Raw genomic sequence first — 25262 nt, forward strand, 5'->3', positions numbered from 1 at the left:
TATTTATCAGCAGGTGTTTGAAAATAAAGTTAATTAGCATCTGTTTAAAATAAAAACGGGTTAAGCGTGGCGACTAAGTCTTGATTATATGACTGTTAGTGGGTGCCAAGCAATAAGATAGTCAAGCGCTTGTAACCGTAACGATGCCTAAATAGCTACCCCAAATAACCGCCCGATCAACGATGTTGCTAGCATTGCTAACACGCCCCAAATCACTACTCGAGTAGTAGCAGGGATAATAGGCGCGCCGCCTAAGCGTGCCGAAATTACACCCAGTAAAATTAAGCCTACTAAAGTTATAGAGGCTAATGACCAGACAAGAGACTGGGTAGGTAAAGTTAAAATACCGATAATAGGTAGTATGGCACCAGCAGTGAATGCTAGCCCTGAGGCGACTGAGGCGTGAATCGGCTTGGCTGTACTAAGATCAGTTAAGCCGATCTCATCACGAGCATGCGCTTCAAGGGCATCATGTTCGGTTAACGCTACTGCAACTTGATGCGCTAGAGTATGATCGAGTCCTCGAGCTATATAGATTCTCGTCAGCTCAAGCAGTTCACGTTCAGCATTATGAGTCAGCTCATAGCGTTCCTGTTCTAAATCAGCTTTTTCAGTATCGGCTTGTGAGGACACTGAAATATACTCGCCAGCAGCCATCGATAAAGCGCCAGCTGTCAATGCGGCCAATCCAGTCAGTAGTAAAGTTTGGCTGCTAGGGTTTGCCGCTGCCACGCCGACTAATAAACTGGCAGTTGAAATAAGCCCATCATTCGCCCCCAAAACCGCTGCCCGTAACCAATGATTACGATTGCTAAGATGTGCTTCTTCATGAATAGAGTGATGCATAGATATCCTTAGACACTGCAAAGCTGAATTTAATTAGGGCAGTGTAGCCCATAACCTCATTGCAGACTAGTGAGCTGATCTTAGCGCCCCTAGCTGATAGCTGCTTAGTACAGACGACGGTCTCATTGAGTCAGTTGCTGAGTCAATTACAGAACTCATGGTAGAGGTCATGGTAGAGTCACAAAGTAGTCTTATTAACTTGCTTAACCAGTCGGCGTTTAATAAACCAGCCAACGATAATAACAACAGCCGCTATTAAAAATATTTTGGAGTAAGGGGCAAGAAAGGTCTCGATAACCGCATAGTTTCTGCCAAAGTGATAGCCAGCAAGGGTTAATAGGGTAGTCCAAATACTCGAACCCAAAGCAGTCAAGAGTAAAAAAGAGACCATTGGCATTTTGTTGATGCCAGCAGGAATAGATATTAGTGAGCGGATACCGGGTACCATACGCCCAAAAAATACCGCTTTTTTACCATGCTTATTAAACCAAGCACTTGATGACAATATATCATCAGGCTTAACAAACACATATTTACCATACTTTTTAGTAAAAGCCATTAAACGCTCTTCGCTGAATAATTTGCCTAAATAATATAGAGGTAACGATCCAAGGACGCTGCCTAAGGTACCAGCTAGGATAACTAGCAGCAGATTTAAATCGCCTTTGGCTACTGCAAAACCTGCGGCTGGCATGATCACTTCAGAAGGAATAGGTGGAAAAACGTTTTCGGCAAACATGGCAAATATAATGCCTAAGTAGCCAAATTTTGCCATGATAGTCAGCACCCAAGTGCTTATTTGGTCCATTGTATGAGCTCGTTAAATGACTGCTTGAAGGATAATACCTTAGCAGTGCGGGTGTTAAGAAAAGGTTAAAACGAGCGCTATGATAAATTTGATGTAGGCTGTAGCCTCATGTTCAACACGCTTTAGACTTATACTAAATAAAATTAAAGGCTAGAGCTGTTAAGAGATATTAATCGGTCACGCTGCTCGCAGCCTCTATGTGAGCCGTTGCTACAGGCTAGACTATACCATTTAATCGCTGCCGCATTATCTTGCGCCACTCCTTGGCCTTTTTCGTATAACCCGCCAAGATTGAACTGAGCGTGAACATTATTTTGGTTAGCAGCTTTTTGTAGCCATTTAGCAGCTTGGACATAGTCTTGGCTGACTCCTTCGCCTTTCAGATATAAAATACCAAGGTTGTACTGAGCATGATTGTTGTTTTGTTCAGCTGCCTTTTGGAACCATTGAGCAGCTTTAGCATCATCCTCAAGTACTCCTTCGCCTTTCTCATATAGAGCGCCAAGATTAAATTGAGCGTGGCTATTGTTTTGAGAAGCATATTTTTGCAACCATTCAACAGCTTTGACATAATCTTGCTCAACCCCTTCACCTTTTTTGTACATGATGCCTAGATTGTATTGGGCATGGCTGTTGTTTTGCTCAGCGGACTTTTGCAACCATTTAACCGCCTTAGAGTTATCTTGTAATACCCCTCTGCCTTTTTTATACAGCACACTAAGATTAAATTGAGCAACGGCATCGCCTTGATTGGCGGCTTCTCGATAGCGCTGTGCCGCTTCAGCATTATTCATCGAAACGCCATCATGGCTCAATACTTCAAGGTAATACTGAGCAATAGTATGAGCTCTATGATTAGCATCGTTTTGATTCCACAGAGTATCTTTAGTAGCATTATTAGGAACATCATTTTCATCAATCAGCTTAACGATGTACTGAGCAACGGGATGGCCTTGAGCGGCAGCTTTTTGATAGCAGGCAAAAGCCTTGGCTTCATCTTGAGCGCCTCCTCTTTCACTACCATAGATGACTGCAAGCTCAAATTGAGCTTCGCTATACCCTTGATCAGCAGCTTTTTGATACCATTCGATGGCTTTAGCATCATCTTGCAGCACACCTATACCCTTATCATACTTTTGCGCCAGATAAAACTGAGCAATAGCATGACCTTTACTAGCAGCCTTTTGCAACCATTCAACAGCGATATTATCATCCTGAATGACTCCGCTGCCGTTACTGTACATCATGCCAAGATTGAACTGAGCATCAGCATTATCTTTAGCGGCCAACAGCTTATTATAAGCGCCGTTTACGGCTGTGTCTGATATAGGCAGCTTGAGTGACTTTGCTAAAGCTAGAGTTTTATAAATGATAGTCTGTTTGGGTATTTGCCATTTCATTATTATTCCTTTGAGTAAATAGGTCATACTCTTAGTCTACTAATCAGTATCTAATAATATTACCCGATAAAAATTAAACATCAGCTTTTAGGAATGTGTAGCTTATAGCCGACACCGATTTCAGTTAACAAGTAATTGGGCCGAGACGGATTGTCTTCTAGTTTTTGTCGTAAATTTGACATAAAGATGCGCACATAATGCTCTTGATGAGCATGACCCTTGCCCCAGACTTCATTAAGTAACTGCTGGTGAGTGAGTACTTTTTCCGCATGGCGAATGAGCACGGTGAGTAGCCGATACTCAATAGGAGTCAAGTGCACATCTTCTCCATTTTTCCTCACTTGCCGTTGCACAAGATCGATACTGACATTGCCAAGCTGTAGCTGGATGGGCGCTTCACAACCTACTTGCCAGCGCCGCATATGAGCATTAACGCGAGCCACTAATTCACCCATACTAAAAGGTTTTACTAAGTAATCATCAGCCCCTAAATTTAGCGCTTTTATTTTATCCTGCTCATCACTGCGAGCGGACAATACTAAAATAGGCAACGATGACCACGATCTAATATCAGTAATGACGTCACAGCCATCACCATCAGGTAATCCTAAGTCTAATACCAGCAGATCAGGACGGCGAGAGGCAGCTTCTATTAAACCTCTATGCGAGCTATCGGCAGTAAAAACTTGATAGCCTTCTTGCTCCATAGCGGTCTTAATAAACCGAGCAATGTGGCTTTCATCTTCAATGATTAGTATGGTCTTCATGGATATATCGTTCGCTAATGGTATTGAGCCCCTAACATAACAGTTATGGTGCCAAATTTGCTGAATGTATTTGCCCAACCCCAATTAAACAGTTAGTAGTGTTAACAAGTCAGTGGCTAGGTATTAAGTTATTGCTCAATAGATGCTGGTCAGGCAGTGACTGCCAAGGCAGTACGATGACGAATTGAGCGCCATGAGGCTGTACATTATTAGCGAGTAGGGTACCTCCTAAGTGCTCAACTAAATCTCTACTCAATGCTAATCCCAGCCCCAAACCCGTTGTAGTACTTTCAGAGCTGCCACGGGTAAAACGCTCAAATATTTGTTCTTCCATGCCCTCAGGCAAACCCTCTCCAGTATCTGTGATGGTTATTTGATACTGTTGCTGCGGGTTAAGTGTTGCTTTAATGGCAATACTGCAGTCATCGGCGGTGTAATTGATGGCATTGGTGAGCAAGTTATTTAAAATACGCGATAGAATCAATTCATCAGTATAAATAAACTCAATATCATAAGGAATGTCTATCTGCACTTGCCGAGTTTTTAGATAATGCTCAAGATGGCGAAGATTACCGCCAACGATCTCCTCTAAGCTCACCCATTGCTTGTTGAGCTTCATACCGCCAGATTGTAATGAGACATAATCTAAAATGTTAATAACCAAGCGCTGGATCACATTTGCTTGCTGTTCGATATCGATGGCCAATTGCTGTTGCTCATCAATGGTCAAAGTTTGACTAATGAGCGAGGCGGCTAATCCGGATAGGACGGTAATAGGCGTTCGGATATCATGAGACAATGCTGATAACAAAGTACCACGTAGCCGTTCTGACTCAGCTTTTATAAGGGCGGTTTGCGCCACTTTTGCATAATATACGCGCTCTAATGCTAAGGTGATCTGAGCAACAGCGATATCGAGCGCTCGTTGTTGTTCAGGCTGATTAAAGGTGTTGACCTCGTCTGGCATCAGTGCCAGCACACCAAGTACTTGGTTGGAGGTAGAAAGCGCGCGGTAGTGCATAGGGTTAGCGGTCAGCGTATTAGTGGCTAGACCGGCGCTCTCATTATGGTCAAATACCCATCGGGTGACATTCCAGTTGAATTCTGCTGGGACCGTAGACTCTGATACGATAGTCAGCTTAGCTTCAGCATTAGGCATCACCACGATAGCTTGGCTTGCAATATGCTTAATAAGCCAAACGGTAGCTTGGTCGATGATCTCATCATTTTTACGTGCTGCGCTTAGACTTTGCGCCAAATAACTCATAGAGATCGCTTGCTGCTCACGCTGGCGTGCGGTTTGTGCCTGAAATCGTAGGCCAACTGCTAAATTGTTGATGATTAAAGATACCAACAGCATAACGGCAAAAGTCACTAAGTATTGGACGTCGCTGACATTAAAGGACAGCTTAGGCTCAACAAAGAATAAGTCAAAGCTTAGTACGCTCAAAAAGGAAGCTAGTATGCCAGGGGCACGACCAAAGCGTGCTGATATAAAAACAATCACTAATAAATACAGCATAACGACGTTGGCTAAGTCAAACCAGCGTGTCAGCGCTACGAGGCTAACGGTCACTAGACCGCACCCTAAAGCCGCCATTAGATAACCGTTACGATTGTCTATAGAAGATAAAGTGGCAAGATCCCATGAAGGCAGGCGATGTTCACCAGGTCGCTTGCTGGTCTTTTTGCTTTGATTGACTAAGATTAAATCTAAGTTCACGTCCTGATGCGAGATGAGCTTTACAAGCGATCTGCCACAGTGATAAGTTTTAGTCTGGTTTTGACCAATAATAATACGGCCAATATTGAACTGATGGGCATAGCTGGCCAAACCTTCGGCAACCGTAATAGCACTAATAGTTGCCGTTTTTGCTCCTAGCTCGTCAGCTAAGCGCAGTGCTTGTAATACTTGCTGCTTACTATGCGCCAACTTATGAATACTGCGAGGGGTCTCGACATGCACCACATACCACTGCGAATGTAAGCTGCTGGCGAGTCTGGCGGCATGACGAATAAGACGTTCACTGTGATCTCTAGTGCTAATGCCGACCAATAACTGATCGGCTGTATTCCAGATCGGTGCGATGCGGGACTGATTGCGATAATCTTGCATGTCAGCGTCGACTAAGTCTGCGGTTCTACGCAATGCCAGCTCACGCAGGGCCATCAGATTGCCCTTACGAAAGAAGTTTTTGATCGCATGTTTAGCTTGGCTTGGGATATATACTTTGCCTTCGTGAAGCCGAGCTAATAGCTCCTCTGCTGGCAAGTCAACTAACACCACCTCATTGGCCTGATCAAAGAACCAATCGGGTAAGGTTTCTTGAACCACTACGCCAGTAATTTGGTTAACCACATCGTTTAAGCTTTCTAGGTGCTGAACATTCAAAGTAGTATAGACCGTAATACCCGCTTTTAGCAGCTCTTCCACATCGTGCCAGCGCTTGGGATGGCGAGACCCTGAGACGTTACTATGCGCTAACTCGTCCACCAGTAAAATGTCCGGATGAATAGCCAACGCCGCATCGATATCGAACTCTTCTAAGATCTTGCCCCTATACTCAATCTTCTGCAAAGGCAGTAAGGTAAGCCCTTCTAGTAGCGCTGCTGTTTCGCTACGGCCATGAGTTTCTACAATACCTACTAATACATTGAGCCCATGAGCCTGCGCTTGATGAGCGGAGGACAGCATGTCATAAGTCTTACCTACGCCGGCAGATGAGCCAAAAAATATTTTTAATTTGCCTCTACTAAGAGCATTTTCTTGCTGCTTTATTTGCTGCAATAACTGTTCTGGAGTAGGCCGAATATCATGCATAGCAACCCTCATCAATGACGGATTTAAAGCGTCAATGTCTAATTAGTAATGTGCTCTAGTCATTGCATTGCAAAAACCATACAGCGAGATTGAGAGCCGTTTTTTGTAGCCTCTGTCGGCATCGGCACAGCAAGCCCAAAAGATTTAATCCAGTCTCGCATCATAAAGCGGTTGATAGTATTTTACTTAGCGTCAACTTTACTTAGCGTCGATCCTGTTATTCAGCTGAGGCAGCTGAGATCTCATCTAAGGCTAAGTTCACCGACAAGACATTCACCCGTGATTCTCCAAACAACTTAAACTGCTTACCTTCAGTATGATCATCGATAGCGGCCTGTACTTGTTCAGCACTTAGTCCCCGTACGCGCGCCACTCGGTTCACTTGCCATTGTGCTGCTGCAGGCGAGATATGGGGGTCTAGGCCACTGGCAGACATAGTCACTAAGTCGAGGGGAATAGGGGCTTGATTCTGTGGATCAGCAGCTTTTAGTTTTTGTACTTGTGCGGTGACAGAAGTCGCCAGCTCAGGATTTAAAGGCCCTAGATTGCTACCTGAAGATTGAGTAGCATCATAGCCTTCACCAGCGGCAGAAGGACGAGTCCATAGGTATTGCGCTTCATCAAACTGTTGTCCGATAAGTGCCGAGCCAATCAAGGTGCCGTTTTTTTCTATTAAGCTACCATTAGCCTGGTTTGGCATAGCCACTTGGGCAATAGCGGTCATAACTAAGGGATAGCATAATCCCAAAATGATGCTGAGCAGGATAAATAATAATATAGCAGGTTTAAGCATGGGCATATCAGTAGCAACATTATTTAATGGGTCTGTAGACTCAGTATCTGCCGCTGGCTGGTTATCTAGATAAGAATGGGTTTTCATAGCAGTATTCCTTAGAAATGATTATGCCAAGTGCATTAAATTAATGAGCATATCGATAAGCTTGATACCTATAAAGGGTAGGATTAGACCCCCTAAGCCGTATATCATTAGGTTTCGGCGCAACAGGTTAATAGCCGAGTCTGGTCGATAGGTGACCCCTCGTAGCGCTAATGGAATTAAGAACACGATGATCAAGGCATTAAAAATAACCGCCGATAAAATAGCGCTCTTTGGACTACCTAATTGCATAATATTTAGAACGTTAAGCGCAGGGTAAGTCCCGGCAAAGGCCGCAGGAATAATGGCGAAATACTTAGCAACGTCATTGGCTAAACTAAAGGTGGTCAGGGCACCACGTGTCATCAGCATCTGCTTACCGGTTTGCACCACTTCAATAAGCTTAGTTGGATTGGAGTCTAAGTCCACCATATTGGCCGCTTCTTTAGCCGCTTGAGTGCCACTATTCATAGCGACGGCCACATCAGCTTGGGCAAGTGCTGGCGCGTCATTGGTTCCATCGCCAGTCATGGCAACTAGCTTACCTTGGCGTTGGTAACTACGGATCAGCTCAAGCTTTTGTTCTGGTGTGGCTTCTGCCATGAAATCATCAACCCCAGCTTCAGCAGCGATAGCAGCAGCCGTTAAGGGATTGTCACCAGTGATCATTACTGTGGTGATGCCGATTTTACGCAGTTCAGCAAAGCGCTCCTTGATACCTGACTTAACCACGTCTTTGAGCTCAATGACGCCTAGTATTTGCTGACCTTCTGCGACCAGAAGCGGGGTGCTGCCACGGCGTGCTACATCTTCTACTTGTTGCTCTAAATTACTAGGGAGGCTGCCTCCTTGTTGTTGTACCCATTTTACAATAGCGTCAAAAGCCCCTTTGCGAATATGGCGTTGATCAATATCAGTGCCACTCATCCGAGTTTGTGCAGTAAATTCGATAGTCTCGAACGGCTTTGATTTCCAAACATTCTCATCTATCTCAAAACGGCTTTGCGCTAACTTGACGATACTACGACCTTCTGGGGTCTCATCGGTTAATGAGCTGATAAGCGCTACTTGCGCTAGCAAGCTCTCGCTAATACCGTTAGACGGCAGGAACAAGGAGGCTTGACGGTTACCATAAGTAATAGTGCCGGTCTTATCGAGTAATAGCACATCGACATCACCAGCGGCTTCTACGGCCCGCCCAGAGGTTGCAATCACATTGGCTTGCATCATGCGACTCATGCCAGCTACGCCTATTGCCGATAATAAGCCGCCGATGGTGGTAGGTATCAGACACACCAATAAGGCCACTAAAATGACTATAGAGATAGGTTCGCCCTGATTGGATACCAGCACCGCAAACTGGGAGAATGGCATCAAGGTTACGCATACCATTAAGAATATTAGCGTTAGCGCAACTAGCAAAATAGTCAGGGCAATCTCATTAGGCGTTTTGGTACGTTTAGCACCTTCTACTAAGGCGATCATCCGATCCAAAAATCCTTGACCAGGCGCTTGCGTGATACGGATTATCAACCAGTCGGACAGCACTTTGGTACCACCAGTGACCGCATTAAAATCGCCACCGCTTTCACGAATAACAGGCGCTGACTCCCCAGTAATGGCTGATTCATCGACCGAAGCAAGGCCTTCTATCACTTCGCCATCTGCTGGAATAGTTTCACCCATTTGTACTAAAACAATATCATCTTGATTGAGCTAAGTAGCTTGAACCTTAGTAGCCGCTGATAGTTTATCGCTACTAGCAAGCCTACGCGCTTGCACCTCTTGACGAGCCTGTTTTAAGCTCGATGCTTGGGCTTTACTGCGTCCTTCTGCCAAAGCTTCGGCAAAATTTGCGAACAGCAAGGTGAACCAAAGCCAAAAGGCAATCGCTACAGTAAAGCCAACCCCAGATTGTCCCTCAATTATCATATTGATGGCCAATATGCTCGTCAGCCATGACCCAATATAGACCACGAACATTACCGGATTGCGCCACTGCACTCGTGGATCAAGCTTAAGTAAGGCATCTTTTAGTGCCGGTTTTACTAGCGCAGGATCAAGAATGCCTTGAACCGGTTTTTTTGGTAAATCAGATTGATTAGGGTCTTGTTGCGGTGGCAAACTTATAGTCTGAGTATTAGAATCTAGTGAAATGCTCATGGTCTGTTTTCCTAACATAATCATAAAATTTGGTGCATTCACCCTTAGTTAGGGGAATGCTCGCTTGCCTAGCTTGTTAAACATAAAGCCACTAAGCCACTAGCTTCCTAACATCCAAATCTGCTCTATGATAGGTCCAAGAGCTAATGCTGGAATAAAAGTCAAGGCGCCGATCATCAGCACTGTGCCCACTAATAGGCCCACAAACAGCGGTGTCGTCGTTGGTAAAGTGCCGTTATTGACTTCAAGTCTTGGCTTATTAGCCAATGACCCTGCTAAAGCCAGTACTGGAATGATCACCCCAAAGCGTCCAAATATCATGGCCAACCCAAGCATAGAGTTATAAAACACTGAATCGCCCGCCAATCCTGCAAAAGCGGAGCCGTTGTTGTTAGCCGCTGAACTAAAGGCATACAGCACTTCACTAAAGCCATGCGCGCTAGGATTGAATATTCCTGCTTGACCGCTGCTAGTCATGACAGTAATAGCCGTGCCTAATAACACCGTCATCGGGCCTGCAAGCAAGCCTAGTACGACCATTTTTATCTCGAATGGCTCGATCTTTTTACCCAAATATTCTGGAGTGCGTCCAATCATTAGTCCTGAGACAAATACCGCCAATATGGCAAATAAAAGCATACCGTAAAGACCTGCTCCGACACCTTCAAACACTACTTCGCCTAACTGCATCTGCAACATCAACCCAAAGCTACCCATAGGCGTGAATGAATCATGCATAGCATTTACAGCACCACAAGAGGCGGCAGTAGTAATAGTGGCAAACAACGAGGAGGCCACGATACCAAAGCGCACTTCTTTGCCTTCCATATTGCCACTGACATCAGCAGCAGTTAAGCCTGAAACTTGTGAGGTTAACCAAGGGTTGCCAGCAAGTTCGCTACTCACAGTTAACGAGTACATACCTATGAATAACAAGCTCATAGCCGCTAATATTGCCAACCCTTGTTTGAGGTTACCGCTTATTTTACCCAGACAAAAACATAGCGAAGTTGGAATAACAAAAATAGCTAACATTTGAATTAGATTAGAAAAAGGGGTGGGGTTCTCAAAGGGGTGCGCAGAGTTAGCGTTAAAGAAGCCGCCGCCATTTGTACCTAACATCTTGATGGCTTCTTGTGATGCGACTGGTCCTAAAGCGATAGTCTGAGTATCACCTTGTAGGGTTTGCACATCGATATAGGCTGATAGGGTTTGTACTACCCCTTGGCTCATTAATAACAGCGCAATCACTGTGGCTATCGGTAGTAGGATATAGAGGTTACAACGCCATAAATCTATCCAAGCATTACCGATATGAGCACTTTTTTTGGCTATCAGGCCACGCATTAGTGCAAAAGCGACGGCAATCCCAGTGGCTGCTGATAAAAAGTTTTGTAGAGACATGCCCATCATCTGAGTCAAGTAGCTCATCGTGCTCTCACCACCATAAGCCTGCCAGTTGGTATTGGTCATAAAACTAATGGCAGTGTTCATAGCCAAATCCCAACTAACTGCGCTCATGTTAGCGGGGTTTAGCGGTAGATTGCCTTGCATAAGCTGCAATACAAACAATGCCAAAAAACCAATGATATTAAAAAGTACGATAGCAAGAGCATACTGTTTCCAAGTCATACCCTCAGCACGGTTACCTTGAGCATTACGCCCAAGCATACCCAGCGCCCCAAAAATTCGCGATTCAAAACGCGATACGGGCGCCTGCATTTTTTGCATGATATACCCTGATAAAAAATATCCTAGGGTGAATAAAATCAGCAGATAAATGATCAGTTGTGATGCGGCGTACATGGTCATCAGAAGGCCTCCGGTTTAATCAATACATATAGCAAATACACGAACAAACCGAGGGCAATAAACCCTGCAAACACTTCCATAGCACACTCCTAAAATCATAGTAGAGATCAGCTAATAGCTAGTTAGCAGGCAGCAACTATTAGGATCATAACTGGGCTAAAGATTAAGATGACTTTTTAGCTTATTAAGGGCTTATGAGTGCCCACTGATAGATGCTACAAGCTCACTAAAACCTTGCTGCTTAGTGATTAATTTAAGCGCTTAGTATGCTCACAGAGGTATAAAAGTGTTGTCAAGATGATCAAGCAGGATATAAAGAAAGTATAAAGATGAGGATGGAGGTCATTGGCAAGAAAAAATATTTGAGAAATTGTATACTTCTAGTCATCATCTAGCTTAGAAGCATTTTTGACGAAATATGTGACGAAATAAGTCAAGCGGCGAGTAACAAAGTTGTTTTTGACTTACTAGGCGATGATATAAGAACATAGAGGCTCGACTATACTGGATAGTACGACAGATCACCTTGCAAGCTTAGAGTTAGCTACTGTGCTTTGGGCTTTTATTGACTTGAAGAGCGTAAGTTATATAAGGTTAAGAATAGAAAATACCATTTCATGATTTCACTCGCTCACTAGGCTACTAAACCGCTCCAGCGAGCTTTAGTGTTAACAGCATGTTTTCTTCATAATAGTTATAAGGAATATTTTATGTCAAAAAAAGTAGTAGTGTTTGAATACGAGAAAGAAACTAAGAATAGTGTTCGCTACAAGGAAGTGCCTGATGAAGGTACGGCACCTATCGTAGGCACTCTATATGTTCAGAAGTGGTTTGCTGGAGATAGTAAATCTATTGAAATAACCATAGATAAAAAAGACTAGCTAAGCGACTTATTAGCCTCGTATTTTTTAGTTTATTCCATGGTTTTGGTAAAGCTATACGGATTTTCTAGAAGCGCCAAAATTGCTATTTTCTCGTTTCATAATGCCTTCACGTAATGGTGCTGATGAGTCGGTGAAGAACGCAAAAATTTCGGTAAAGACTTGAAATTCTTATGCTTTAATAACTAAATAGCTTTAACCTAGTAATGGCTATATATATTACTAACAATATATATAGTCGATCCAAAATGACATTAATACCTCTCATATTATAGAATAATTTTTCAAATTATTCTTTATCCAGCCGCGGTGCAGGAATTTTGCCTGTGCCCACTTCTTATATACTCAAATATAGCTTTTTGTCCTGCATTTCAGGCAAGTATCTACGGCACCTTTGCTTATCCTCGTTCTGGATTCAGATCACGAAGGTAAGGGGCAGCCATAGGATGAGATGACTCTGTCTATTAATTCTTTTTGCCTTTTACTGTAATTAAGAGATAGCTCTAAATAACTTTAAAGAAGAATAAACCTCTAGATATTAGCTGTGCTTATAACTCCTATTAATTTATAACGTTTGACTGAAATTATCGGGCCACCTATATTATAGATAAGCCAGTAAACGTAATGGATTAAAGAGTATTGGTAGCTTATAGCTAGATATTTATTATCTAAGCCATTAGTATTTTTAATAATTATTACTAGTCTTTAAGAGTTATTTCTAGAAGCAAGGGAATGTAACAAATGAAAATATACAGTCATGAAAAGCAAAAATTACATCATCCTAAAAGTTACTTCTCTCGCGGGCAAATGCGTGAACCACAAGAGAAGCCTGAGCGCTTGGTTGAGCTTTTAAAAGCACCAGAAGCTTTAGGTTTAACAGTCATTACCGCTAAAGATATAGGTATTGAGCCGATTCTAGCGGTGCATGATCTGGATTATGTTGATTTCTTAAAACATAGCTATGATCAATGGATGGCGGTAGATGAAGAAATGGGAGAAGAAGTTCAAACGACCATTTATATGGCAAATAATAATGATGGTCTTGGTATTTTGGCAAAAGCGGCTAAATATCAAGCTGATGGTAGTGCTCCCATCGGCAAGCACTCATGGACTTCTATCTACTGGTCCGCTCAAACCGCACTCAATGCGGCGGACTCGCTATTAAACGATGAGGATGATCAAAATAATATCCAAATATGTCTGACTAGACCTGCAGGTCATCATGCTCGTAAGAACGCAGCAGGTGGCTTTTGCTACTTAAACAACGCAGCAATCATCGCTCAGCATCTTCGTCAGAAATTCAAAAAAATCGCTATTATCGATACTGATATGCATCATGGTCAGGGTATTCAAGAAATATTCTACGACCGTAAAGATGTACTTTATACCTCTGTACATGGCAGTCCTATTAATTTCTACCCCGTAGTGGCTGGTCACGAACATGAAAGGGGTACAGGTGAAGGTTATGGTTATAACGTCAACTTCCCTATGCCCCATGGTACCGATGAAGTAGGTTTCTTTCATTATGTCGATCAATCTATCGAAACTTTAAAATTATTTAACCCAGATGTTATCGTCCATGTTTTAGGGTTCGACGTTTATAAAGATGATCCACAGGCGAAATGTCAGGTCAGTACTGAAGGTTTTAAAACTTTAGCAGAAAAACTACAAGCATTAGACAAGCCCATAATTGTCTTAGTTGAAGGAGGATATTGCATAGAAAAGCTTAATGAAAACCTACAGGCTTTTATATCTGGGTTTATCTCAAAATAAAAAATCATCACTTATCGGCAGTCAACGTTTAATCGTGACCTGAGTAAAGGATTTATTAGGGTAATTGCGCGACTAAGTCACAATAACAGGGATGTTTAATATGAGTGTTTCAATTATAAGAGCAATCAGCTACGCCGGGGTCTATGTCGGAGCAGTCATAGGTGCAGGCTATGCAAGTGGACAAGAGGTGCTGCAATTCTTCGCAGGTTACGGGTTTATCGGCATGTTGGGTGCGGTGATTACTATGATCATGCTGGCATGGTACGGTACCGTATTTATGGAATTGGGTCATCAACTCAAGACCAATAGTCACCGAGTTGTGCTCAACTATTTATGTGGTAAAAAAATAGGTTTTTTCGCTGATTATATCCTTTTGTTTTTTATGTTCGGGGTGATTAGTATTATGTTCTCAGGTGGTGGTGCAGCTATCCATCAATACTGGGGTTTACCGGCAGTTGCTGGCAAAATTATTATCGCTTTGATGACCCTATCAACAGTAATATTTGGGTTCACCTCTTCTGTTAGGGCCTTAGGCATAATTTCTCCATTGATGATTTTGGCAGTGGTGGTTATCTCGGTCATTACTTTTACTACGTACTCCGACCAATTGGCAACCGTAGACGCTACTATCCAGCTCCTTAATCCTGATACAGCCACGCCTTTTTGGTGGACATCAGCGATAGTTTATGTCTCTTATAATGTCATTCCAGGAGTCTCTACTTTTGCTTCAATTGGCAATAAAGAGCCAAATTTAAAAACAGTCAGAATGGCCGGTATAATCGGTGGTCTAACGCTAGGTGTCTGTTTGCTATTCATCATAATGGCGCTTCTATCTAACCTCGAAAACGTTATGAGCTATGAGCTGCCATTCTTAGAGATTGCGCGCAATATCGGTCCAACTACTGGATTGTTATTCAGCGTCGTACTAGTTGTAGCTGTATTTACAACAGCAGTATCTAACCTTTATGGCTTTGTTATTCGCTTCTTTGATTCTGATACCGAAACGTCGAAGTTCCGTCTATTGACTGTAGTGGTCGTAGTGCTATCTCTACTAGCTTCACTGTTCCCATTCAGTACTTTAGTAGGCACTTTATATCCAGCCTTAGGTATTTTAGGAATGTATGTTCTGCTCTGTGCTCTGTATAAAACCTTTAAAGGTCAGATATTTATGGCCGAACAACCAAAGTTATAATAGCCAGAAGAGTAAAAACATAGGGGTATGATATGCGATATAAAGTAATAGTTGTTGGTGCTGGCATGGTAGGAACATCCATTGCTTGGCACTTACAAAAGCATAACTCTCAGGTCTTATTGCTAGATAAAAGGCCACCTGGGTCAGAGACTTCGTATGGTAACGCTGGGTTGATTCAACGAGAAGCTATTCATGTGCATCCTTTTCCTAGGCATCTTACTGAACTGATCAGAGTATTACCGAATCAAAAGACCGATATACGTTACCACTGGTCTGCTGTGCTTCGTCATCATCAGGCTTTGCTAAAATACTGGCAGTTTTCGGCGCCAGCTGCTGTGCAACAAATAGAGGAAGAGTGGAAGACTCTGATCGAGCATTGCACTAACGAGCATCAGCATATGATTGCCGCCGCTGGTGCTGAAGCTTTGGTAAGGCGAGATGGTTGGCTGGAGATGCACCGCTCTAAAGATAAGTTTGGAATGGCAGTTGCCGCAGCAAAAAAATCTCAGGAACAAGGTATTGAGCACCAAGTATTGACTATTGATGCGCTAAAACGATTAGAGCCTAACGGTAATTTTGATGGCTTTATTGGTGCCATTCATTGGTCAAATTCTTGGCAAGTATCGAACCCAGGAGCTCTAGTAAAAGCTTATGCAAAAAGCTTTCAACAGATGAATGGGTCAGTAGTTGAGGATACCGTCAAAGCAATAAAGCCCGATAGCGACGGTTGGCAAGTAATTACTGATCAGCAAAGTTTCTATACTGATGAGTTAGTGATTGCTGCTGGTCCTTGGTCTAATCAATTGATAAAGCCTTTAGGCTATGATCTGCCTTTGTTTCCTATGCGCGGCTATCATCAGCACTTTAAAACCACTGTGCAGAATACTATCAATCACAGCTTAGTAGACATGGATAAAGGTTTTGTGATGGGGCCGATGCAACAAGGTATTCGCATTACAACTGGCGCTGAAATGACGTTGATGGAAGCGCCAAAGGATCTAGGACAATTACAAGCTGTACTGCATTTTGCAAAACAAATTCTACCTCTTAATGAGGTGGTAGAGCAGGAGGCATGGGCAGGATCACGACCTTGTATGCCTGATATGAAACCGGTGATTGGCGCAGCTGGTAAGCATGATCATTTATGGTTTGCTTTTGGTCACGGTCATCAAGGCTTTACTTTAGGGCCTATCACTGGCCGTATTGTCGAAGAGCTAATTCATAATAAGCCGTTAACAGTCGCTGTTGAGCCTTTTGATGCTAATCGATTTTCTAAAGCTTAATAAATAATTTTAATGATGCAGTTTTTAGCTTCTAAAGCTTTAACACAGTAGCTTTTGATACATTAATTTCTAATAGATTGATTTTTAATACAGTAATTTTTAATGCATTAATTTTAATATCATAAATTTTAACTCCATAAGGATAAATAAAAATGAAAAAACTTCATAGTAATGAGCGCATGAGTCAAATCGTTATTCATAATCAAACCATCTACTTATCAGGTCAAGTCGGGGCAATCGAAGAAGATGTAGCTGCTCAAACCTTAACTTGTCTAGATAAAGTTAAAGCACTGCTCGAAGAAGTAGGTAGCGATAAATCAAAAATTTTATCAGCCACTGTCTGGTTAAAGAGTATGGAAGATTTTGCAGCGATGAATAGCGTATGGGATAAGTGGTTCGACGATACCTTGCCACCCGCCCGAGCTTGTGGCGAATCCACGCTAGCGCACCCAGATTTATTAGTAGAAGTCACCGTGATCGCTGCTGAATAAAGTTATTGCTGATGAATAGAACTACCGATAAGAAAGCCTAACGCTAATTAAGAAAATAAAATTAAGGAAGTAACTATGAGTAAAGTTATCCATGGCGGTCAAGCGATTGTAGATAGTCTGCAATTACATGGGGTCAATCGCGCCTATGTCGTTCCAGGCGAAAGCTATTTATCGGTATTAGATGGGCTATACAACGCTGATATTCAGACAATAGTCTGTCGTCACGAAGCCGCTTGTACTTATATGGCAGATGCTCATGGTAAGTTCACTGGCCAGCCTGGCATTGCTATGGTCACACGTGGCCCTGGTGCTGCGCAAGCCTATACAGGTATTCATACTGCATGGCAAGATGGTGTGCCGCTAATACTGTTTGTCGGCCTCATCCCTGTAGCGGATAGAGACCGTGAGTCTTTCCAAGAGTTCGATCCTAACCAATGGTTCGCCAGTCAATGCAAACGTGTTCTGATACTGGATGAAGTATCGAGAGCGTCCGAGATAGTCGCCAAAGCCTTTCATGCTGCCTTAGAAGGTAGACCTGGTCCTGTAGTCGTAGGGCTACCGGAAGATATTATTCAACAGGAATTTCATGGACAATTACATCCCGTTATCCCTATTGCTCAAGGCTGTGTTGCTGATGACCAGTTGACGGTTATATTGGATGCACTGTCAGCCGCTGACAAGCCACTGATTTTTGCAGGGGGACAAAACTGGACAGCTGAAGCTTCAGCCCAGTTAACCCGGTTTGCAGAGGATAATCATATTCCTGTGATCCATGATTGGCGAGCCTCAGACAGAATTACTTTTGATTCTGTAGCGCATGCCGGTTATCTAGGTTATGGGCGCTCGGATCAATGTGCAGCATTGATTGAAACCGCTGATGTGCTGCTCACTATAGGCACCGTGTTAGGAGACGTTGCTAGTGATGGTTATAAGTTACGACAGTCTTTTGATAAGCCAAATTACATTGTCAATCTAGATACCAGTTTGCGCGGGCATAGTGGTTCGATCACAGCTCATATTGCCGCCAATCCTATCAGCTTTATTGATGCTATGAGCAAATCATCACTAGCAGATTCAGAGTCACGTAATAAGTGGTTTGAGTACTGCCATAAACAGCAAAGAAATGACTGTGCGTTTCCGCAAAAAACAGTAAAAAATGACAATATAGAAGCGCTAAATGACGATGAAGGCTACGCTAGTATGACTCAAGTTGTCGAAGCGCTTACTGAGCAGCTGCCTGTAGATGCTGTCTATAGTTTCGGTGCAGGCAATCACTGTTTATGGGCACAGCGTTATCTGCCGACTCATACTTTCCCCAGTCAGCTTAGTACCAGAAACGGCGCTATGGGTTATAGCTTACCAGCAGGTATTGTGGCGGCATTAGAATCCCCTGAGCGCTTATCTATCGTGGTTACTGGTGATGGTGAATTTATGATGAATGAAGCAGAGTTATCGACGTCGATACGTTATAACGCTCCGGTTCTAATCATTCTGATGGACAATCAACAGTTTGGCACTATCCGTCAACACCAAGAAGCCCATTATCCCGATAGAGTCTCAGGTACTCAGCTAGAAAACCCTGACTTTGCGGCGCTAGCCAATGCTTTTGGCGCCAAGGGTATAACCATTGCTAATAATAAAGGTATCAAAGACAAGGTTAATGAAGCGCTAATGATTGTCACTAAAGAGCGCAAAACGGTGTTGCTACACGTTATCACTGATCCGGAAGAGTTGATGCCATGAATAATGCATGCTACTTGCTGATGTTGTAAAACAAGGGCCAGCTGTGTTAGGGGCAGAGCTGTAGTACATAAAGTGGTTGAGGTAGAGGACGCTATCAGATTTGCTAACGATATGCCATTTGGACTAGGTGCCTGTATTATTTTCCTGTAGGATAAAAACAGTAATAAAAGACAGCTGAAAATTTCATAAAGTGTAGTAGATATAATTGCTACACTGGATGAGGCTTTCGGCAATTTTTTGTTGCCTATTGATTAATATACTAGGATATAAGTGCTGAAACTACTATGATGCAACAAAAGTTAGCAGATAGCCTGAATTGGACATTACTTCACGTACTGATTGCTATATATGAAGAGGGGGGGATTAGTGCTGCTGCTAATCGCTTAAATATCACTCAGTCAGCGGTCAGTCAAAATCTTAAGAAGCTCGAAGAGCAGCTCGATAGCAAGCTTGTCATCCGTAACACTAAGCCTTTACAGCTCACTCCCATTGGCCATTACTGTATCCAAGTTGCCCAAACTATATTTACAGAAATCACTTCTATTGAAGCCATGAAGGGTAGCAACTCGCACTTATTAGAAGGTGAGATTAAGCTACTGGTAGTTAGTCGAATTCATAACCCAAAATACAATGATTTTTTAGTATATTTCAAGAAAAAATATCCAAATATCACCTTAGATGTGACTGTGAAATCCAGTATGGATATTTTAAATAGTCTCAAACAAAAGACTCCTGCTGTTGGTATTTGTTTGGCTAGACATATCCCAGAAACCCTTAATCAGCAGTTGTTATTTACTCAACGTTATTACTTATACTGTGGGTATCATCATCCTTTATTTTCAGCGATCGACTTGAGTGTCGATAGTTTACTAAAAGAGGATTTTATAGCTTTTAGTAGTGAGGATATTGGCGATGTGCTTTCACCGATCACGGTATTTAAAGAAACCCATGATTTAACTGGTCGCATTAGTGCTTATACCAACAATTTAGATGAAGCAGTTCGTCTGATATACACCGGATATGGTATCGGCGCGCTACCTGACCAGTTTATTGCTGCCACTCATCTAGAATCTAAACTCAGGCGTCTACCGCCAAAAGAAGGTATTGCTGATATACCAGTTTATCTTTTCTGGCATAAGCATCGCGCTTTGTCTGCTATCGAATCCAAATTTATTGAAGAGATTTTAGATTTTGATATTTCTTTCTAATCCAACTGTAATACTGATAATATTCACTAAGTAAAACCCTTGTAAGCTTTATGTTGCAAGAGTTTTATTGTCGGTAGTTATATTGGTTGGTGCGCCTATTATGCCTAGTTTTTTATTAACAATAGCGCGTTAGAAATAGAGTAGAGTAAAAGTAGTCGGCCACACCTAAATCATGATTCGCCTGTTGTTTAATAAAGCTGTATGAAACAATAGTAAGGCATACAGTATTAATTATAGGTATAAAATTTCTAGAATAGAGATTTACTTTAATCAACACCTTTTAGTAGTGGCTCTGAATTAGTTGACCATTACCATAACTATAATTCGCAGTATTTCGGTAACCGCTAATATAGAAGACAAAGTAATATATCTGAGATATAAGAAAAACTATTCCTATCCTTACTAAGGCTCAGATATAGATATTGCATCAATATGTGAATATCCCAATTAACGCTATCTCTTAGCTTATGTAAAGATTACTTTCAATGCTGTTTTTCATATGTAGTAAGCGCGGGGCAACATCCTCTTCTAATTTTGTACGGCTCAAAACAAAATTGGGCGCTCCACAGTTAAAAGTCAGCAAGCCCTCAGTGGGATGCATTAAAGCTGTAGCAACCGCATTAACATCTTTTTGCCATTCGCTAATTGAAAAACAGTATCCATAATCCTCATAATCTTTAAAGGCTTTATCTAGTCCTCTCCTAATCTTTATCCAATCATCTTTGTATTTACTGCGAATAGCATCAAGAATAAACTCTTGCTCAGCTTGCGGCATGCTTGCTAAACAGGCCCTTCCCATTGAACTTAAGTGAATAGGCAGGTACGAGCCGACATTACGGCGCATAGTAGTAGTACCGTCACCTTGCACGACATTCAGATATACCATCGTTAGTCGATCACGAGTAGCCATGGCAACAGCACTATTAGCATATTCTGCTAACGCTTCCATATACGGCGTTACTAGGTTGTTGATAGAGATGTTTGCCATCATCGTATATCCAAATCCCAATACACCCGCAGACAGTTGGTATTTACTACTGTTAGTCGATTGCTTTAAATAACCCAGTTTAACTAAGGTATAAGTGAGGCGAGTAATTGTTCCTTTAGGTAAACCTGTTAATTGACTTAAGTCTTGATTGCCTAAATAAGGACGTTGTGGCGTGAAGCAGCGTAGCAGCTCTAGCCCTCGAGCTAAAGCTGTAACAAACTGCCGATCATTCTTATCGCGCATCTCTGCAATTGGCTCTAACAATTCGATGTGTGTTGTGTTATCAGTACATTCGTCTGCAAGGTTTTTGGTTGTCATATATTATCTTTATTCTCAAATAAGTTAATACAGATATGATGATCAACACACTTCTTATTGTGCATTTATCATCAAAATAAATTATTAAAGACAGTAGCCTGCACCTTTATGAATAGTGATTTAAAGGTGCATTTAAATGCTTAATACAGCTATTATAATCTATTTCGCTGTGTGGTATATCTTGAATAGTATTATGCCTTTTGTGGGTCATACTGTTGTTCTTTAATGAACAATGTCGGAATAAGACCACATAAGAAGTATGCTCCTGCCATTAGTAATAAGCCGGCACCAATAGAATTGTGCATGGCCATATAACCAATAGCTACAGGTGCAATAACTGAACCAAGTCTTCCAATATTGAATGCTCCACCGATGGCTGTACCTCGAATAGCAGTCGGAAAGCTTTCGGTCAAATAGGTGGCGTTTATAGCATAAGGAATACCATATAAGAATCCAAAGGTTATCATTAACCAACCAATATTTTCTGCAGTATGCATATAGACCAATACAGGTATAAATAGCGCCGTACCCATGGTGCCGAAAGCAAATACTATCTTGCGACCTATCTTATCAGCTACTAGGCCAGCAACCACTTTAGCAAACATCATAGTCAAATAAGTACCTGCCATATATAGTGCCATCTCCTTAAACTTGATACCCAATTCAGTTTCTAGATAAGAAGGTAGCCAGTTGCTGACGCCAAAATAACCGAATAATAAAAGCCCTGAACTCATAGACCATAAAATAAACATGATGCGATGCTTTGGATTTTCAAATATAGCTTTATATGGATTTTCAGGTTTCTGCAGCGAGTCCATTGCACCACTAAGTTTAAGGGCACGTGATTCTTTCCAAGACTGCGGCTCAGACACTAGAAAGTACATTGCTATCGAAAGAATAATTGGTATAAAGGTTAGAAGATACAGAGTTCGCCAGCCATAACTTGGAATAATCCAAGCTGAAATACTAGTGATAACTAAAGACCCTAATGTAAAGCCTGTCATCAGTGCTGCAAGTACTGTCGTTCTATGCTTGGTAGGCACCATCTCAGACATCAAGGTATTAGTCGCAATGTATAAGCTACCAAGACCTAAACAAGCGGTAAACCGTAATGCTATAAATTGCTCATAGCTTTGTACAAACCCACTAAAACCGGATAAAATAGAGAAGAGTGCAGTTGCAATCACGATAACCCGTACTCGTCCAAAACGATCACACGCCCAACCGCCAAAGAATCCACCGATGGCCATACCAAATAATGACCAACTGCCTAAAGCACCCGCTTGTACATTGGTCAATCCAAACTCTAGTTTTAGACTTGAAAGTGTAAAGGCAAGAATACCGATGTCAGCCCCATCACATAATAAGACTAAAAAACAAAATACAAAAGCCAGTTTCCAAGGTTGCTTCTGAACAGAATCTAAACTTGGATTTGAAGTTATAGCCGCACTTTTCACAATACATATCCTTATCGTTGTGAGAATAAAAAACTATCTTGATAGGGTCTTGGTTACGGTATTTACATCCTAGCAAATACAGATATTGCCTTGCTGTTCAAACAAAAAGCTATTCACTTACTTCTTTAATCATATTGCGGGCGATAATAATTTGCTGAATCTGAGTTGTGCCTTCATATAGACGATATAAACGCACATCACGGTAAAAACGCTCAATACCATAATCGGCAATATAACCCGCACCGCCATGAATTTGTACGGCTCTATCAGCAACGCGGCCACACATTTCAGTGGCAAACATCTTGGCACAGGAAGACTCAGTGACGACATTCTTCCCTTCGTCACGCAGGCGTGAGGCGTCTAATACCATAGATTTAGCTGCATAAATCTCTGCTTTTGAGTCAGCGAGCATCGCCTGAATAAGCTGAAAATTGGCAATTGGCTGTCCAAACTGCTTACGCTCAACAGCATAGTGCAAAGCATCATCTAGCATTCGAGTAGCGGCTCCGGTACTTGCTGCAGCAATATGTAAACGTCCTTTATCCAGTACTTTCATCGCAGTTTTGAAACCTACACCTTCAACACCACCAATCAAAGCATCAGCAGGCACGACACAATTATCAAAAATCACATCACAGGTATGAGCGCCTTTTTGCCCCATTTTTTTATCAATTTTACCCAAAGTAATACCAGGGGTATCGCTCTCAACGATAAAGGCTGAAATACCGCCCGATCTTTTATTTTTTGGATCAGTACGCGCCATTACAGTAAATACACCAGCTTGAGGAGCGTTGGTAATATAGCGTTTAGTACCGTTAATAATATAGGTATCACCATCTTTGATGGCAGTGGTCTTTAATGACGCGGCATCTGAGCCAGAATCCGGCTCAGTCAAACAGAATGAGCCGATGATTTCACCGCTGGCGAGTCTTGGTAGGTATTTCTGTTTTTGTGCTTCAGTACCATCAATGACTAGACCAGATGAGCCTATACCATTGTTTGTTCCAATTAGTGAACGAAAAGCAGGCGATGTGCGCCCTAATTCAAATGCTAGTGTGACCTCTTCCTCCATCGTAACGCCAAGCCCGCCATATTCTTCAGGAATAGTCAGCCCAAACAGTCCTAACTCACGCATTTGATTAATGATGTCATCTGGAAGACGGTCATTTTCGGCTACCCAATGTTCCATCGGTATTAATTGGTTATTAACGAATTGACGAATAGTATCGGTAATTTGGTTAAGAACTTCCTTATCTCTGATCATGTGACTCTTCCTTGTTTGGTTAATACTTAGACTAATAGCGGCTTCGTGACGGCCTTGAACAAACAGCATAATTGATAGTTTCTTAAATTACAATACTTTTGGTTTAAAATACCGCAATGCGGTATTTTAAAAAAAATGAAAGCGCAAATATTCTGATTTTTTCTAAAATTAACTCGTTTTTACTCTTCACAAAGGAAAATAAACAGTATATATTGGTCTTAAATATCGCTATGCGGTATTAATTATCATAAATATCAATATTTTTTAGGTCTTGCAGTACTTTACCTAAGGACATTGCTTAAGGGATAGCACCATGGAAGAGCCAATCGTTATTTGTGAGCAACAAGAAAATGGCGTTAGTGTAATAAGACTTAACCGTCCTAAAGTTCGCAATGCTTTAAACACTGAAGTACGCGAAAAAATGGCAGAGATTTTCAATAGGTTAAACGACGATGTGAATACTAAGGCTATTGTGCTGACAGGTGGCGATAAGGTGTTCGCAGCCGGTGCTGACATTAATGATTTTTTAACCGCAAAAACAGTCGATGTGTATTTACGCCATAGCGAACGTTATTGGGATGCTATCACTAATTGTCGTAAGCCGATCATAGCGGCAGTAAATGGCTATGCGCTTGGCGGTGGCTGTGAGCTCGCTATGCACGCCGATATTATTGTCGCTGGAAAGTCTGCTAAGTTTGGACAACCAGAGATCAAAATTGGACTGATGCCAGGAGCAGGGGGTACGCAGCGGCTCTTTCGAGTAATTGGCAAACATAAAGCCATGAAGATGATATTAACGGGCGACATGATAAGCGCTGATGACGCTGATCAAATGGGGCTGGTCTCTGAAGTCGTTGAGGATGAAGCGACTATCAAACGCGCCATCGAGATTGCAGAGCAACTAGCGCATTACTCGCCTATTGCCTTAGCCCAGATCAAAGAAGTTGCTAGTCTTGGCGTAGACATGCCCCTACAAGCCGCATTGGCTTTAGAGCGTAAAGCCTTTCAAATTTTATTCGATACTGAAGACCAAAAAGAAGGGGCAAAAGCCTTTTTGGAAAAACGTAGTGCTGAATACAAAGGACAGTAGCTTGTCAAATTATAGATAGGTAGAGCTAATTAACTCTGAAAACCACACTATTCGACAAGAGCATTTAAAGTAACGAGAGT

Annotated in this window: 19 protein-coding genes and 1 pseudogene; 8 read left to right on the forward strand and 12 right to left on the reverse strand. The window is 42.2% G+C overall.

The genetic code is table 11. From position 1 onward, the window contains the following. Window positions 1–147: 147 nt before the first annotated feature. The 9 genes and pseudogenes from KZA12_RS12375 to kdpF form a co-directional block, all read right to left on the reverse strand. Window positions 148–846: a VIT family protein gene (locus KZA12_RS12375; protein WP_218690430.1), complete on the reverse strand. Its 699-nt coding sequence runs from the start codon at window positions 844–846 to the stop codon at window positions 148–150. A 178-nt stretch (window positions 847–1024) separates the two neighbouring features. Beyond that, window positions 1025–1654 carry a DedA family protein gene (locus tag KZA12_RS12380; RefSeq protein ID WP_218690431.1) on the reverse strand — a complete coding sequence of 210 codons (630 nt, stop codon included), beginning with the start codon at window positions 1652–1654 and terminating at the stop codon, window positions 1025–1027. A 143-nt stretch (window positions 1655–1797) separates the two neighbouring features. Continuing rightward, window positions 1798–3054, reverse strand: a complete 1257-nt coding sequence (locus KZA12_RS12385) for a tetratricopeptide repeat protein (RefSeq protein ID WP_218690432.1) — start codon at window positions 3052–3054, stop codon at window positions 1798–1800. Window positions 3055–3134: 80 nt separating this feature from the next. Then, window positions 3135–3821, reverse strand: a complete 687-nt coding sequence (locus KZA12_RS12390) for a response regulator (protein ID WP_216582911.1) — start codon at window positions 3819–3821, stop codon at window positions 3135–3137. Between the two features lie 109 nt (window positions 3822–3930). Continuing rightward, window positions 3931–6642 (reverse strand): DUF4118 domain-containing protein, encoded by a 2712-nt coding sequence (locus tag KZA12_RS12395; RefSeq protein WP_218690433.1) that lies wholly within the window; start codon window positions 6640–6642, stop codon window positions 3931–3933. 217 nt (window positions 6643–6859) lie between these two features. After that, window positions 6860–7522: a potassium-transporting ATPase subunit KdpC gene (gene kdpC, locus KZA12_RS12400; protein WP_218690434.1), complete on the reverse strand. Its 663-nt coding sequence runs from the start codon at window positions 7520–7522 to the stop codon at window positions 6860–6862. A gap of 21 nt (window positions 7523–7543) precedes the next feature. Continuing rightward, window positions 7544–9682: pseudogene (gene kdpB, locus KZA12_RS12405) on the reverse strand (potassium-transporting ATPase subunit KdpB). A 99-nt stretch (window positions 9683–9781) separates the two neighbouring features. Continuing rightward, window positions 9782–11494 carry a potassium-transporting ATPase subunit KdpA gene (gene kdpA, locus KZA12_RS12410; RefSeq protein WP_218690435.1) on the reverse strand — a complete coding sequence of 571 codons (1713 nt, stop codon included), beginning with the start codon at window positions 11492–11494 and terminating at the stop codon, window positions 9782–9784. Next, window positions 11494–11574 carry a K(+)-transporting ATPase subunit F gene (gene kdpF / locus KZA12_RS15085; protein ID WP_193032053.1) on the reverse strand — a complete coding sequence of 27 codons (81 nt, stop codon included), beginning with the start codon at window positions 11572–11574 and terminating at the stop codon, window positions 11494–11496. The genes kdpA and kdpF overlap by 1 nt, the downstream gene beginning before the upstream one ends. A 630-nt stretch (window positions 11575–12204) precedes the next feature. Here kdpF and KZA12_RS12420 point away from each other — a divergent pair. From KZA12_RS12420 to KZA12_RS12450, 7 genes are all read left to right on the forward strand, one after another. Further along, window positions 12205–12375, forward strand: coding sequence for a hypothetical protein (locus KZA12_RS12420; RefSeq protein WP_201623947.1), 171 nt, complete (start codon window positions 12205–12207; stop codon window positions 12373–12375). Between the two features lie 741 nt (window positions 12376–13116). Then, complete coding sequence (locus tag KZA12_RS12425; protein WP_218690436.1) at window positions 13117–14148, forward strand: histone deacetylase family protein; 1032 nt, start codon at window positions 13117–13119, stop codon at window positions 14146–14148. Window positions 14149–14248: 100 nt separating this feature from the next. Then, on the forward strand, window positions 14249–15340 hold the full coding sequence (locus KZA12_RS12430) for a beta-carotene 15,15'-monooxygenase (protein WP_218690437.1): 1092 nt from the start codon (window positions 14249–14251) through the stop codon (window positions 15338–15340). Between the two features lie 32 nt (window positions 15341–15372). Next, complete coding sequence (locus KZA12_RS12435) at window positions 15373–16623, forward strand: FAD-binding oxidoreductase (RefSeq protein ID WP_218690438.1); 1251 nt, start codon at window positions 15373–15375, stop codon at window positions 16621–16623. Window positions 16624–16775: 152 nt separating this feature from the next. Then, window positions 16776–17114, forward strand: coding sequence for a RidA family protein (locus KZA12_RS12440; RefSeq protein WP_218690439.1), 339 nt, complete (start codon window positions 16776–16778; stop codon window positions 17112–17114). Between the two features lie 75 nt (window positions 17115–17189). Beyond that, window positions 17190–18857 (forward strand): thiamine pyrophosphate-dependent enzyme, encoded by a 1668-nt coding sequence (locus tag KZA12_RS12445; protein WP_218690440.1) that lies wholly within the window; start codon window positions 17190–17192, stop codon window positions 18855–18857. Between the two features lie 284 nt (window positions 18858–19141). Next, window positions 19142–20065 (forward strand): LysR family transcriptional regulator, encoded by a 924-nt coding sequence (locus tag KZA12_RS12450; RefSeq protein WP_218690441.1) that lies wholly within the window; start codon window positions 19142–19144, stop codon window positions 20063–20065. A 460-nt stretch (window positions 20066–20525) separates the two neighbouring features. Here KZA12_RS12450 and KZA12_RS12455 read toward each other — a convergent pair whose 3' ends face one another. From KZA12_RS12455 to KZA12_RS12465, 3 genes are all read right to left on the reverse strand, one after another. Beyond that, window positions 20526–21371 carry an IclR family transcriptional regulator gene (locus KZA12_RS12455; RefSeq protein ID WP_201623935.1) on the reverse strand — a complete coding sequence of 282 codons (846 nt, stop codon included), beginning with the start codon at window positions 21369–21371 and terminating at the stop codon, window positions 20526–20528. 191 nt (window positions 21372–21562) lie between these two features. Then, a complete protein-coding gene (locus tag KZA12_RS12460; RefSeq protein ID WP_201623933.1) occupies window positions 21563–22828 on the reverse strand; it encodes an MFS transporter in 1266 nt (421 codons plus the stop codon). Window positions 22829–22937: 109 nt separating this feature from the next. Then, window positions 22938–24092, reverse strand: coding sequence for an acyl-CoA dehydrogenase family protein (locus KZA12_RS12465; protein ID WP_201623931.1), 1155 nt, complete (start codon window positions 24090–24092; stop codon window positions 22938–22940). A gap of 313 nt (window positions 24093–24405) precedes the next feature. Here KZA12_RS12465 and KZA12_RS12470 point away from each other — a divergent pair, with 313 nt between their 5' ends. Then, window positions 24406–25182: an enoyl-CoA hydratase gene (locus KZA12_RS12470; RefSeq protein ID WP_201623929.1), complete on the forward strand. Its 777-nt coding sequence runs from the start codon at window positions 24406–24408 to the stop codon at window positions 25180–25182. Window positions 25183–25262: the final 80 nt, after the last annotated feature.

The organism is Psychrobacter sp. BF1, assembly GCF_019279065.1.
GTDB lineage: Bacteria > Pseudomonadota > Gammaproteobacteria > Pseudomonadales > Moraxellaceae > Psychrobacter > Psychrobacter urativorans.

Bases quoted from the DNA above. Each gene is read 5' to 3' on its own strand.
- KZA12_RS12375 (WP_218690430.1), bottom strand. From the start codon at position 846: ATGCATCACTCTATTCATGAAGAAGCACATCTTAGCAATCGTAATCAT.
- KZA12_RS12380 (WP_218690431.1), bottom strand. From the start codon at position 1,654: ATGGACCAAATAAGCACTTGGGTGCTGACTATCATGGCAAAATTTGGC.
- KZA12_RS12385 (WP_218690432.1), bottom strand. From the start codon at position 3,054: ATGAAATGGCAAATACCCAAACAGACTATCATTTATAAAACTCTAGCT.
- KZA12_RS12390 (WP_216582911.1), bottom strand. From the start codon at position 3,821: ATGAAGACCATACTAATCATTGAAGATGAAAGCCACATTGCTCGGTTT.
- KZA12_RS12395 (WP_218690433.1), bottom strand. From the start codon at position 6,642: ATGCATGATATTCGGCCTACTCCAGAACAGTTATTGCAGCAAATAAAG.
- kdpC (WP_218690434.1), bottom strand. From the start codon at position 7,522: ATGAAAACCCATTCTTATCTAGATAACCAGCCAGCGGCAGATACTGAG.
- kdpA (WP_218690435.1), bottom strand. From the start codon at position 11,494: ATGACCATGTACGCCGCATCACAACTGATCATTTATCTGCTGATTTTA.
- kdpF (WP_193032053.1), bottom strand. From the start codon at position 11,574: ATGGAAGTGTTTGCAGGGTTTATTGCCCTCGGTTTGTTCGTGTATTTG.
- KZA12_RS12420 (WP_201623947.1), top strand. From the start codon at position 12,205: ATGTCAAAAAAAGTAGTAGTGTTTGAATACGAGAAAGAAACTAAGAAT.
- KZA12_RS12425 (WP_218690436.1), top strand. From the start codon at position 13,117: ATGAAAATATACAGTCATGAAAAGCAAAAATTACATCATCCTAAAAGT.
- KZA12_RS12430 (WP_218690437.1), top strand. From the start codon at position 14,249: ATGAGTGTTTCAATTATAAGAGCAATCAGCTACGCCGGGGTCTATGTC.
- KZA12_RS12435 (WP_218690438.1), top strand. From the start codon at position 15,373: ATGCGATATAAAGTAATAGTTGTTGGTGCTGGCATGGTAGGAACATCC.
- KZA12_RS12440 (WP_218690439.1), top strand. From the start codon at position 16,776: ATGAAAAAACTTCATAGTAATGAGCGCATGAGTCAAATCGTTATTCAT.
- KZA12_RS12445 (WP_218690440.1), top strand. From the start codon at position 17,190: ATGAGTAAAGTTATCCATGGCGGTCAAGCGATTGTAGATAGTCTGCAA.
- KZA12_RS12450 (WP_218690441.1), top strand. From the start codon at position 19,142: ATGATGCAACAAAAGTTAGCAGATAGCCTGAATTGGACATTACTTCAC.
- KZA12_RS12455 (WP_201623935.1), bottom strand. From the start codon at position 21,371: ATGACAACCAAAAACCTTGCAGACGAATGTACTGATAACACAACACAC.
- KZA12_RS12465 (WP_201623931.1), bottom strand. From the start codon at position 24,092: ATGATCAGAGATAAGGAAGTTCTTAACCAAATTACCGATACTATTCGT.
- KZA12_RS12470 (WP_201623929.1), top strand. From the start codon at position 24,406: ATGGAAGAGCCAATCGTTATTTGTGAGCAACAAGAAAATGGCGTTAGT.